This is a genomic window from Paraburkholderia susongensis (genome assembly GCF_900177725.1).
GTDB lineage: Bacteria > Pseudomonadota > Gammaproteobacteria > Burkholderiales > Burkholderiaceae > Paraburkholderia > Paraburkholderia susongensis.
This window is the reverse complement of sequence record NZ_FXAT01000001.1, coordinates 488,664-501,348: the sequence shown is the minus strand read 5'-3', so window position 1 is coordinate 501,348 and position 12,685 is coordinate 488,664. Positions and strand designations below refer to the sequence as shown.

Below are 12,685 nucleotides of genomic sequence, written 5' to 3'. Positions count from 1 at the left end.
TGCATGTCCGAAACGGCGAGTATAGGCGCGTCGCGCCGCATCCAGACGGTACGGATCGTGCCGTGCGCGCCGGTACGCATTCGCGGCCTTATTCGCGAGAAGTCATGCGCCCGCGTTTTTCTGGTGCCGATAGAATCGTAGCGAGTCCGAACGCGATCAACGGGAGCGATACATGGATCTGATCATCCGCCGCGCGATGCTGCCGCGCAGTGCCTTCCAGCAGCACCAGCAGCAGCACCAGCAGCCGCTCGACATCGGCATCGACGCGGGCCGCATCGTCGCGCTCGAGCCTGATCTGGCCGCGAGCGCGCGCGAGGAAATCGACGCCGCGGGTTCGCTCGTCACGCCGCCGTTCGTCGATCCGCATTTCCATATGGACGCGACGTTGTCGTACGGCTTGCCGCGCGTGAACGCGTCGGGCACGCTGCTCGAAGGCATCGCGCTGTGGGGTGAGTTGAAACCGCAGCTCACGCAGGAAGCGCTGATCGAACGAGCGATGCAGTATTGCGACTGGGCCGTCGCGCGTGGCCTGCTCGCGATTCGCAGCCACGTCGACGTGTGCGATCCGCGTCTGCTGGCGGTCGAGGCGTTGCTCGAAGTGAAGCGCCGTGTCGCGCCGTATCTCGATCTGCAACTGGTGGCCTTTCCGCAGGACGGCGTTTTGCGCAGCGCCGGCGCGTTCGACAACCTCAAGCGCGCGATCGGCATGGGGGTCGACGTGGTCGGCGGCATTCCGCATTTCGAGCGCACCATGGCCGACGGCGCGCAGTCCGTGCGCATGCTCTGCGAGTACGCGGCCGAACAGGGCTTGCGGGTCGACATGCATTGCGACGAATCGGACGATCCGCTCTCGCGCCACATCGAAACGCTCGCGGCCGAAACGCACCGGCTCGGTCTGCACGGGCGCGTCGCGGGGTCGCATCTGACCTCGATGCATTCGATGGACAACTACTACGTGAGCAAGCTGTTGCCGCTGATGCGCGACTCGGGTGTCGCCGCGATCGCGAATCCGCTCATCAACATTACGCTGCAAGGCCGCAGCGACACGTATCCGAAACGGCGCGGCATGACCCGGGTGCCCGAGATGATGGCGGCCGGCATCGAGGTCGCGTTCGGCCACGACTGCGTCATGGACCCCTGGTACAGCCTCGGTTCGGGCGACATGCTGGAGGTCGCGCATATGGGTTTGCACGTTGCGCAGATGACGGGCGTCGACGCGATGCATGCGTGCTTCGACGCGGTCACGGTGAACGCCGCGCGCATTCTCGGTCTGGAAGGCTACGGCATCGCGCCGGGATGCGCGGCCAATCTCGTCGTGCTCGACGCGCGCGATGCGGTCGAGGCGATCCGTCTGCGCGCCGCGCGGCTCGCGGTGGTGAGTCGCGGTAAGGTGGTGAGCCGCGCGCCGGCGGCGCGGGCTTCGCTATCGCTCGAAGGGCGGCCGGCGCAGGTGGATTTCAAGCTGCATCGCGCGTAGCGGTGCATTTCGAACGGCCATGAAAAAACCGGCGCCCGCTCATACAGGTCGCCGGTTGATTGGGCTTATCGAGGACTACCGGGGAGCGCAGCCCGGCTTCGTTCAGCGCGGCGCGATCACGCACGCGCCACGCCGAACGATGATGCGGCAGTCGCTCAATGCGTCGCGCCAGGCGCCATGCCGTTATGCCGCAGCAGCGCGTCGATATTCGGCTCGCGTCCGCGGAATGCCTTGAACGATTCCATCGCCGGACGGCTGCCGCCCACTTCGAGGATCTCGCGGCGATAACGCATGCCGGTCGTCTGATCGAGCACGCTGCCCGCGGCTTGCCCCGCTTCCTCGAAGGCCGCATATGCGTCGGCCGACAGCACTTCGGCCCACTTGTAGCTGTAGTAGCCCGCCGCGTAGCCGCCCGCGAAAATATGGCTGAACGTGTTCGGCCAGCGCGAGAACGGTGCTTGCGGCACGACGTGAAAGCGCTCATTGATCTCGCGCGCGAGTTCGGTGGCGCTCTTCGTGCCGTTCGCGTCGAAGCCCGTATGCAGTTGCATGTCGAACATCGAGAACACGATCTGCCGCAGCGTGCCGAGACCGCTCTGGAAGTTCTTCGCGGCGAGCATCTTGTCGAACAGTTCGCGCGGCAAGGGCTTCGCCGTATCGACGTGCGAGGTCATGTCGGAGAGCACGTCCCATTCCCAGCAGAAGTTCTCCATGAACTGCGAGGGCAGTTCGACCGCATCCCATTCGACGCCGTTGATGCCCGACACGCCGAGCTCATCGACACGCGTGAGCATGTGATGCAGACCGTGGCCGAACTCGTGGAACAGCGTAATCACTTCGTCATGCGTGAAGCACGCGGGCTTACCGCCGACCGGCGCCGAGAAGTTGCAGGTGAGATACGCGACCGGCGTTTGCACGGCGCCGTGCGCGAGCTTGTGACGGCCGCGCGCGTCGTCCATCCAGGCGCCGCCGCGTTTGCCTTCGCGCGCATAGAGGTCGAGGTAGAACTGCGCGACGAGGCCGCCGTCCTGATTCTCGACGCGGAAGAAGCGCACGTCCGGATGCCACACGGCCGCTTCGTCGCGGCGGATGCGCACGCCGAACAGCGTCTCGGTGACTTTGAACAAACCCTTGAACACCGCGTCTTCGGGGAAGTATTGCTTCACTTCGTTTTCCGAGAACGAATAGCGCTTCTGGCGCAGACGCTCGGCCGCGAACGTCATGTCCCACGGCTGCAGATCGCTCATGCCGAGTTCGCTCGCGGCGAATTCGCGCAGCTCTTTCCAGTCCTGCTCGGCATGCGGACGCGCGCGCGTCGCGAGGTCTTCGAGGAAGGCCATGACTTGCGCCGGCGACTCGGCCATCTTCGGCGCGAGCGACACTTCGGCGAAATTGCCGTAGCCGAGCATGCCGGCTTCTTCGGCGCGCAGCTTCAGTTCATCGGCGAGCACCGCGGTGTTGTCCCACTCGGGCTTGCCGTTGCCGTACTGCGCACCGAGTTCGGAAGCACGCGTCACGTACGCGCGATACATCGCTTCGCGCATCGGACGGTTTTCCGCATATTGCATCACCGGAAAATACGACGGGAAGTGCAGCGTGAATTTGTAGCCGCTCTTGCCGTCGCGTTCGGCGGCTTCCTTCGCGGCTTCGATCACGTCCTCGGGCAGGCCGGCCAGCTGCGCCTCGTTGCCCGCGTCGACGAAGTACGCGTACGCATTGGTCGCGTCGAGCACGTGGTCCGAGAACGCTTTCGAGAGCGCTGCCTGCCGTTCCTGCAATTCGGCGAAACGCGGCTTCTGGTCTTCGGGCAATTCCGCACCCGACAGACGGAAGTCGCGCAGCGCGTTGCTGAGGATCTTCTTGCGCTCGCCGGTCAGGCCCGAGAATTCGTCGCTTGCGTTGAGCGCCTTGTATTTCTCGTAGAGCGCGAGATTCTGGCCGACGCTCGACCAGAACTCGGTCACGCGCGGCAGGTTTTCGCCATAGACGGCGCGCAATTCCGGCGTGTCGGCGACGGCGTTCAGATGGCCGATCACGCTCCACGCGCGCGACAGCGGTTCGGTCGCGCGCTCGACCGGTTCGACCACGTCGGCCCACGAAGCAGGCGTGATGGGCAGCGCAGCGCGCTCGACAGCGGCGGCTGCGTTGGCGAGCAGCACGTCGAGCGCGGGCGTCACGTGTTCGGGGCGGATTTCGCCAAAGCGCGGCAGATCGGAAAAATCGAGAAGCGGATTGTCTTGGGGCGTGGCGGTAATGGACATAGGGCTTCCTGTCTGACGCGGGTGAACGGGGCGGTGCGGCGGCGCGCGCGTTCGTGTGGCGGTGTTGCGTGGAACGCGCGGCGCACGGCTTGGGCGGCACCGGATAAGGACATTATTGGGGCGCGGCGCGCCGATTCCAATCCATCGGCAGACAAATTATCAGATGTCGGGGCTTCCTGCGCGGCGCGGAGCGGGTGGGGCATGACGACGGCGCTTCTGTGCGACAGCGAACGGTACGGATTGCTGCCATGCCGCAATCTGACACTCGTCGCCTGCTTGCCGTCTCACGGCTGCCGGCCGGTGGCGTTTTCCGTAAGAGGCCCCGATGAATCCGCTTTCGCATGCCCTATCGCGCAACGGCAACAACTTCGACCTCGTGCGACTGCTGGCCGCCGTTGCCGTCGTCTATGGTCACTCGTATCTGCTGCAGGCGCCGGACGGCACCACGGACTGGGTCCAGAACACGCTCGGCTTCGACGGTTTCGGCGCACTCGGCGTCTACGCGTTTTTCCTGCTGAGCGGCATTCTCGTGACCGCGAGCTATGACCGGCAACGCTCGGTGCCGCGTTTCGTCGCGTTGCGCATTGCGCGGCTGTGGCCGGCGGTGGCGATCGGTTCGGTGGTGACGGTGTTCATCATCGGGCCGCTCTTCACGACGCTGCCGCTGCGCGAGTATTTCACCGCGGGCATGACGTGGGCCAATCTCGACAACTTCTCGACCATCGTGCTCAAGTCGGGCTGGGCGCTGCCCGGCGTGTTCGAACACAACCGTTTTCCCGTCGATGTCTGCGCGCCGCTCTGGACACTGCCGCTCGAGGTGCGCTGCTATCTGATCGTCGTCGTGACCGGCATGCTCGGGCTGCTGTCGAGCCCGCGCGGCGCGCTCGTCGCGGCGGCGCTCGGCTTTCTCGCGTTCGCGCTGCGCGTGCATTTCCCGCATTTGCAGATCGGCGTGCGCCATTTCGCCGATACGCCCGGCGGCTATTCGTTCTTCCCTGAGCCGTTTTTCATGCTCGGGATGGCGCTGTACGGCTGGCGCGAACGGATCGATATCAACGGGCTGATTGCGCTTGCGCTCGCGATGGTGTTTCTCGTGTTTCGCGATACGGCCGGCGCGCAGTGGCTGTTTTATCTGGCGTTCGTGTACGGCGTGCTGTGGATGGGGACGACGCCGCTGCTGCGGCGTTTCGTGCCGCGTCACGACTATTCGTACGGCATCTATCTGTATGGCTTCATGGTGCAGCAATGCATCGCGAGCATTGCACCGCAGTTGAGCCACGTGATGTCGCTCGTGGTGGGCGGGCCGCTGATTCTCGTGTGCGCGGCGCTGTCGTGGCACTACGTGGAGCGGCCGGTGCTGAGGTGGTGCCGCACGCGCCTCGCGCCGCAACGCGCAGCGCTCGCGACGGGGATGGCGGCAGGGGATCAGGCGGCGCGGTGATCGAGCCGAAGAGGGTGACGGGAAGGCTATAAGCGCGTGATGAGCGGCGGGTGCGGGTACGGGTACGAGCGCGAGGCCCCAGCTTCGCGCCCAGACCCCGCCGCTTGCAGCTTACTGCGCTGCGACTTCACCCCGCCATTGTGACTTCACCGCCATTACGCCTTTGCGTTCGCCTCGCGTTCGGCCGCTTCGATCGTGTTGACGAGCAGCATCGTGATCGTCATCGGACCGACGCCGCCCGGCACCGGCGTGATATAGCCGGCCACTTCCTTGACACCCGCGAAGTCGACGTCGCCGCAGAGCTTGCCGGCATCGTCGCGATTCATGCCGACGTCGATCACGGTGGCGCCCGGCTTTACCATGTCGGCGGTCAGGATGTTGCGCAGGCCGGTTGCGGCGACCACGACGTCGGCGTTGCGCGTGTGCGCGGCGAGATCGCGCGTCTTGCTGTGGCAGATCGTGACGGTGGCGCCCGCTTCGAGCAGCAGCAGCGCCATCGGCTTGCCGACGATGTTCGAGCGGCCGATCACCACCGCATTCGCGCCCTTCAGATCGATGCCATAAGCCTCGAACATTTTCATCACGCCATACGGCGTGCACGGACGGAACAGCGGCTGGCCGGTCATCAGCGCGCCAGCATTGGCGACGTGAAAGCCGTCGACGTCTTTCTCCGGCGCGATCGCCTCGATCACCTTGTGGCTGTCGATGTGCTTCGGCAGCGGCAGTTGCACCAGAATGCCGTGGATATGCGGATCGCGGTTCAGCTCGTCGATGCGCGCGAGCAGGTCGGCTTCGGGCAGGTCGGCCGGATAGCGGTCGAACGACGAACCGAGGCCGTTATCGTGGCACGCCTTGATCTTGTTGCGCACGTAGACCTCGCTTGCCGGATTGTCGCCGACCAGAATCACGGCGAGTCCCGGCTGATGGCCGCGGGCGGTGAGGGCGGCGGCGCGCGCGGCGACGTCGGCGCGCAGGGTCTTGGAGAGGGCGAGGCCGTCGATCAGTTTGGCAGTCATGGTCGGTCGAGAGTTGAGTCGGGAATGGCGTCGAGACAGCCGGCTTCGCAAGCGGGGCGAAGCGGGTGCGCGGGCACGTGACACGCGATGGCGCTTTTCGGCGGGAACCTGCTGGGTCCTGAAAAGCACGCGGCCACTGCGGGCGAGGCGCTGCTGCGAAGTCCAACATTATACCGGCGCGGGGGCATGCCCCGGCAGTGGATTCCCTCACCCCAACGACCCCGCTACGGCTGCGTCGCCTTCCAGCTATCGTCCGGATCGAACGATCTGAGCGCGGCGGCCGCGCGCGCGCTCTGCGGCCCGAGATTCTTCTCGTACACCTGTCCGTCCTGATTGACGATGAAGCTCATCACGCCGGTCTTGCCATAGTCGGCTGGCGAGGCGACCAGCGCGAAACCGCGGCTCATCACGCCGTTCTCGACGTAGTTCTGCGCACCGCCGCGCGCATGCGGCCCCTGCGCGGTCAGGATCCGGTAGTGGTAGCCGTGATAGGCCTCCTGCGGCCGCGTGTGTGCGGGCATCGTCGCGGCGAGCGGCCCGAGCGGGCTTTCCGCTTCGCCGGGCGCGGTCGGCCAGTACAGCCCATCGTGCGTGCCCGGCGTGCTGATGAAGCGCTGCGCGTAGTGCTGGGTCAGGTTGTGGTAGTCGTTCTGCGCATCGACGTAGGCGAGCGAGGTCAGGATCGCCGCGCGTTCATTGCGGCCGATGCGCCGCGTCAGCATTTCGCCCTGCGCCGCCGGCGGATCGAAGCGCCAGCCCTGCGCGACCCGCACGAGCGGGATCGGCAGCGTCCAGCCGCTGTCCCCGACCGCGAGATGCGCGGTGGTGCGCCCGCTGCCGGTGGCCTGATCCTCGACGATCTGATGACCCTTCGACCACGCGCCGAGGAACTGGTAGATGTCGTCCTCGCCGACGTCCTTCGTGGGAATGAAGCGATGAAAGTCGTTGCCGAGCACATGCCGGAGCGCGGGTTCGTCGTTGCTGGCGAGGGCGTCGACGAACGCGTTGGCGGCGGCGTCCGCGCTCGGATAGACGGCTTGCGCGTGAGCCGCTGTGGCGGCAACGAGCAGCAGCGGCACGACAAGCAGCGCGCGCAGGGCGCTGCGGCCACTAAGGCTACTAAGACCAACACCAGCGGCGAGATCGGCGGAGCGACGCGTGACGGCTACCGCGTGAGCGCAGCCGCGCGATTTGCCCTGTGAGAGTAAGCGCATCATCAGAGACTCCTTCTGAACGTTCGATGCGATCAACGGCGACGGCCGCCGAGATGGCGCTCGCCGCCACCGCCGCCGCCGAGTCTGCCGCCGCCCATGCCGCCGCCTTCGCCTAACCCGCCACCACGCTGGATGCCGCCGCCATTCGCACCGAGCCCGCCGCCCGCATGCTGGCCGCCCGCGAGCGACGCGCGGCTCGTTTCGCCGCGCTGGATGTCCTGACGCGCGGCGTTGCCGTCTCCGGCACCGCGCAGCGCGTTGTCGCGATTGAGGTTCTGTGCGCGATTCTGCAGATTCGGATTCGCGACGCCACCCTGGTGAATCCCTTGCACCCGCTCGCTCGCGCTGCCGCCGAGTTTCTGGCCGGTGCGATTCTGCAGCGTCTGCTGCGCCTGGGCGCGCGCGTCGTCGCGGCCGCGATACGCATCGCGCTGCGCGCCGAGGTTGGCGTTGTTCACGTTGCGGTTGAGATTCGCATTGTTGACGTTCGCGTTGCGGTTCCAGCTCGTCGTGTTGCTGTTCACGTCAAGCCGATGGTTCGTATTGATGTTGTTGTAACGGTTGACGTTGATGTTGACGTCGTGCGTATTCCAGTTGAAGCCGCCCCACAGCGAATCCGCGACCGCGACGCCGGCGCCGAACGCAAGCCCCGCGGCGAGACCGCTCGCGACCGCGTAGCCCGGGGGCGGCGGCACGTAGACCGGCGGATAGGCGGGATACGGCCACGTGCCGTAGACGACCGTCGGGTTGTAGGCCGGCACGTACACGACCTGCGGATTGGCCGGCACGATCTGGATCGTGCTCTGCTCGACGACGACCTTCTGCTGCGAGGTCGTCTTCAGATTGCCGGCCGACTGCGCCTGTTTGCGCAGACGCTGCACCGAGTCCATCACGTCGTTGGGCTGGGCGAGAAACGCGTTGCCGAGTTGCGAGACCCAGTCGGGTTTCGCGGACATCGTCGCGAGCACCTGCGGGAACGCGACGAGCGATTGCACGCTCGGGTCCCAAGGCTGCGTGGCGACCGCCTTGACGGCGTCGTCGCCCTGCAGCTTCGGATTCGCTTTCGACCACGCGGCCGCGTCCTGCACCTGCTGCGGGAACGTGGCGGCCATCAGCACCTGTGCGAGCAGCGCATCGGGATAGAGCGCGATCGGCGCCGTCAGCGAATCGAGCTGCTGGTTCGAGACTTTCGCCGGGGTTTGCGCATGCGCGGCGCTCGGTGTGCCGAGCGCGCCGAGGGTTGCGAGACCGGCAACGAGGGGTGTTCCCGTCAGCGCGGCGCAAACCAGCAATACTCGCGAGTGATGCACTCCGGATCGTTTCACGATGACCTCCTCCCGTTTGGGCGACACGCGGGGTGACACGCGAGGCACCGATGCGCGGCATGCGCCGCGTCGACGCGTCACGCGGGAATCAGGGAAAGCACAAGCGGTGAAACAGACAGAGATACGGTTTGCAGTCCGGCGAAAAGGCGATAGGCAGAGGGTGAGCGAACTGGCGCGATGCGAAGATCCACACTGGGGTACGCGGTGTTCGGACGATGACGTCCGCCGGCGTCGCGAGGCGAAGTCCTGCGCGAATTGCACCGTACGTCATGCCCGTATCGATCTTGCATCGCCGATTTCCTTCTAGGAACCTTACATAAGTTAGGAGGCGCGGCAGCGCTTGTCAATTTTTGCTGCGCAAATGCGAAGGCCACGCGCGATGCACGACTAGCGTTGAACGGGAACGACGAAGGGACAGCAGAAGAGGTAGCTGGGAGAAGGTAAGGGACAAGAGAGAGCAGACAAGGCCGCCGTGCAACAGCGCGGCAGCCCGAAGATGTCCGACAGAAAAGCAGGCTGGACTCTTCGACAACCCGGCCATGGCGGACCGGCAATCTAGCGGCCCTTCACGCGAAGGGCCGCATGCACCGCCTTTGCGGCGTGGCTTCGACCGCGCCGCTGTTACTGCGCGGTTTGTGGCTTGTTCGACAGTGCGAGTCGCAGCAGATCGGCGACCGTGTTGACGTTCAGCTTTTCCATGATGTTCGCGCGGTGCGCTTCGACCGTCTTGATGCTGATGCCGAGGTCGTCGGCGATCTGCTTGTTCAGGCGGCCCGCGATGATGCGCTCGAGCACCTGATGCTCGCGCGCGGTCAGCTTGCCGAGACGCTCGGCCGCGGCGCGCTGCTGCTGCACGCTGCTGCTTTCGCTGCGCGCCTTGTCGAGCATGCGCTCGACGAGCTTGCGCAGTTCGGCTTCGTCGAACGGCTTTTCGATGAAGTCCATCGCGCCTTTTTTCATCGTCGATACCGCCATCGGCACGTCGCCGTGGCCCGTCACGAAGATGATCGGCAGCGAGGCGTTGTCGGCGATCAGGCGCTCCTGCAATTCGAGCCCGCTCATGCCGGACATCCGCACGTCGAGGATCAGGCAGGCAATCTGGCCCGGATGCTGATGCGGCTGCCATGCGTCGATGAACTGCTCGGCGCTCGAGAAGCATTGCACGCGGTAGCCGTTCGCCTCCAGCAGCCAGCGCAGCGAATCTCGCACGGCCTCGTCGTCGTCGACGACAAAGACAGTTTCCTGTGTGGTGACTGGGCTGTTCATAGCTCTCCCGTAACGGTTTGTGGTGTCGGTGCCTCGGACCCGCCGTTGCTCGGGCCGTCAGGCTCTCCAATAGGCAGACTGCAATGGAACGTAGCGCCCGTGATGTGGCCGTCGGACTCGACGTTGTTGACCACCCACAAACGGCCACGGTGCGATTCGATAATCGAACGGCAAATGTTCAGCCCCATGCCCATGCCATCGGACTTGGTGCTGTAAAACGGTTCGAACAGACGCTCGGCAGTCGCTTCGTCGACACCCGGTCCCTGGTCGACGACGCTGATGCAGACAAAGCCGCTTTCGAGCCGCACGACCACGCGGATCACCGGATCCACCGCGTTCGGGCGCGCGTCGGCCATCGCTTCGGCGCCGTTCTTGAGCAGGTTCACGAGCACCTGCTCGATCAGCACCGGGTCGACGTAGATCACCGGCAGACGCGAGCGCAGATCGGTGACGATGCGAATACGCCGCTTACGCACTTCGATCTCGGCGAGGCCCACCGCGTCCGCGACGATGTCCGCGACGCGCGTGGCTTGCCGCTTCGGCTCGCTGCGCTTCACGAACTCACGGATGCGCTTGATGATCATGCCGGCGCGCACCGCCTGTTGCGCGGTCTTTTCGAGCACGGGCAGCAGATTGTCGGGCGTCGTCCGACCGGATTTAACCAGTGCGACGGTTCCGGAGCAATAGTTATTGATCGCGGCGAGCGGCTGGTTGAGTTCGTGCGCGAGCGACGAGGCCATTTCGCCCATCGTCATGAGGCGGCTCGTGAACTGCAGTTTTTCGTCCTGCTGGCGCGACAGTTCCTGCGCCTGCTTGCGGGTCGTGATGTCGGTGGCGATCTGCATCTGCGCGAGGTGGCCGTCGACCCACTGAATGTACTGGCGGCGCACCTCGAACCACTTCTGGATGCTTTGCACGTAGATTTCCTGCGCGTCGGCGGTGCTTTCGGTCAGCGCGGCGGCGGGCAGGCCGGCGTAAGTGTCCACCATGTCGATCGAATCGGACGACGCCTGCGAGCTGTCGAAGCCGCCGCCCGCGAGTTCGAGATGGCCGTCCGGGCGGATGCCGAACAGATGCCGGTAATAGCGGTTCGCAAACAGCAGCTCGGCTTCGTCGGCGGCGAGCACGGAGACCGCGGCGTCGAGGCTTTCGAGCACGGTCGTGAAGCGTTCGTGGGCGGCGGCGAGTTCCTCGCGCGCGCGCTTCGGCTCGGTGATGTCGGTCATCGACGACATCCAGCCGGTCTGGCGGCCCGAGCTGTCGATGAGCGGCGACACGTAAAGCCGCGCGTGGAACGTCGAGCTGTCCTTTCTGCGCACGCGCAGCTCGAAGCCGGAAGAGGGTGCCTTGCCGCGCAGCGTCATGTCGAGCTGGCGCTGCATCTCAGGGTACGCGTCGCGCGGCCAGTACGCGAACGGCGCGCTCTTGCCGACGAGATCGCTTTCGTCCCAGCCGGTCATGCGGCAGAACGCCGGGTTCACGTGCGTGATGCGGCCGTGCATGTCGAGCACGCGCATGCCGATCAGCACCGAGTTTTCCATCGCGCGGCGGAAGAATGCTTCCGCGTAGAGCGCCTGCTGCGCCTCGAAGCGCTGGCGCGTGTGCTTCCACAGGCTCCATAGACTCCACAGCACGAAGCACGAAAGGCCGGCCACGAGCCACACGAGCGTGTTGTTCGTGAAGTTGGTGATCTGCGGGAACGCATAGACGCGCACCGAAATGCCCTGGCCCGGCGGGTCGAGCGGCAGGTCGTAGAACATGTCGCGCGGCAGGCGCGGGCGGGTCGACGTGGTGGTCAACTCGCGGTTGTTCGCGTCGATGATCGAGATCTTGTACTTGGCCGACAGCTCGGGCGGGATGTCGCGCTTGAGAATCCCTTCCACCGAGAACACCGCGGCGATCGTGCCGAGAAAATCGCGGTCGCGGAAGATCGGCGTTTGCAGCGTGATGAAGCCGTTGCCGAGGTCGTCGTAGATGAGTGGCGAGTACACCTGGCGGCGCGTGTTGCGCGCCTCGGCGAAGCCGGCCTTGACCGCTTCGTCCATCTGCGCGTCGTTGGGGCGGGCGAGGCGCTGGCCGAGCACGGGCGGCGCGGCATCGGGCCAGCGCGGCTGCTGCTGGCTCGTGTACCAGTTCATGTAGAGGATTTCGGGATGCCCCTGCATGATGTCCGTGGTAGACACCTGGAACGAATGCGGGTCGGCGTGGCCGGCGGCGAGATCGCGCGCGAGCGCCTGGATCTGTTCCTGCGCGCCTGTCATCGACAGGCGGATCTGCTGCTGCGCCCACGCGACGTTGCGGTACAGCGTGTCTTCCTGCTGTTGCTGCTCGCGCCGGTTCAGACTCCACAGAATCAGGCTCATGACGACGAGGAAAACCAGGATCGACAGGAGCGGCGTCAGCAAATAGGAATTGGACCACCATGGCCCATGGTGCCAGCGGGGAGACGGCGACGAATCCGCTGGCGAACCGGCGGTGCGCGCCGAGCGAGCGAAAAGCCGTTCGGTCAACATGCGTGGCATTGTAGCGCAGCGCGTCCCCGACAAATGGCGCAAAAAAGCGCGGAAGGCATCGTTAATCGGCGCAAACTAGCCGGCGTATCCGTGGATTGGCAGTCAAACCAGGTTGCGCTGCAGCAATTTTCCGTATTATGAGAATTGATCTCGTAATTTGAAAATTTGGTTG

At 65.3% G+C, this 12,685-nt stretch carries 8 protein-coding genes; 2 read left to right on the top strand and 6 right to left on the bottom strand.

Translation table 11 applies throughout. From position 1 onward, the window contains the following. Nucleotides 1-172 precede the first annotated feature (172 nt). Nucleotides 173-1,477 (top strand): amidohydrolase family protein, encoded by a 1,305-nt coding sequence (locus tag B9Z01_RS02285; RefSeq protein ID WP_085480634.1) that lies wholly within the window; start codon nt 173-175, stop codon nt 1,475-1,477. 155 nt (nt 1,478-1,632) lie between these two features. Here B9Z01_RS02285 and B9Z01_RS02280 read toward each other — a convergent pair whose 3' ends face one another. Further along, nucleotides 1,633-3,738 (bottom strand): M3 family metallopeptidase, encoded by a 2,106-nt coding sequence (locus B9Z01_RS02280; protein WP_085480633.1) that lies wholly within the window; start codon nt 3,736-3,738, stop codon nt 1,633-1,635. A gap of 325 nt (nt 3,739-4,063) precedes the next feature. Between B9Z01_RS02280 and B9Z01_RS02275 the strand changes: the two genes are divergently transcribed. Beyond that, nucleotides 4,064-5,179, top strand: coding sequence for an acyltransferase family protein (locus B9Z01_RS02275; RefSeq protein ID WP_085480632.1), 1,116 nt, complete (start codon nt 4,064-4,066; stop codon nt 5,177-5,179). A gap of 155 nt (nt 5,180-5,334) precedes the next feature. Here B9Z01_RS02275 and folD read toward each other — a convergent pair whose 3' ends face one another. The 5 genes from folD to fixL form a co-directional block, all read right to left on the bottom strand. Beyond that, nucleotides 5,335-6,195: a bifunctional methylenetetrahydrofolate dehydrogenase/methenyltetrahydrofolate cyclohydrolase FolD gene (gene folD, locus B9Z01_RS02270; protein WP_085480631.1), complete on the bottom strand. Its 861-nt coding sequence runs from the start codon at nt 6,193-6,195 to the stop codon at nt 5,335-5,337. A 224-nt stretch (nt 6,196-6,419) separates the two neighbouring features. Next, on the bottom strand, nt 6,420-7,412 hold the full coding sequence (locus B9Z01_RS02265; protein WP_244195905.1) for a DUF2950 domain-containing protein: 993 nt from the start codon (nt 7,410-7,412) through the stop codon (nt 6,420-6,422). A gap of 29 nt (nt 7,413-7,441) precedes the next feature. After that, nucleotides 7,442-8,734 (bottom strand): DUF3300 domain-containing protein, encoded by a 1,293-nt coding sequence (locus B9Z01_RS02260; RefSeq protein WP_085480630.1) that lies wholly within the window; start codon nt 8,732-8,734, stop codon nt 7,442-7,444. Nucleotides 8,735-9,355: 621 nt separating this feature from the next. Next, on the bottom strand, nt 9,356-10,000 hold the full coding sequence (gene fixJ, locus B9Z01_RS02255) for an oxygen response regulator transcription factor FixJ (protein WP_085480629.1): 645 nt from the start codon (nt 9,998-10,000) through the stop codon (nt 9,356-9,358). Beyond that, entirely contained in the window at nt 9,997-12,513 is a 2,517-nt protein-coding gene (fixL, locus tag B9Z01_RS02250) for an oxygen sensor histidine kinase FixL (RefSeq protein ID WP_085480628.1), read from the bottom strand. The genes fixJ and fixL overlap by 4 nt, the downstream gene beginning before the upstream one ends. Nucleotides 12,514-12,685 lie beyond the last annotated feature (172 nt).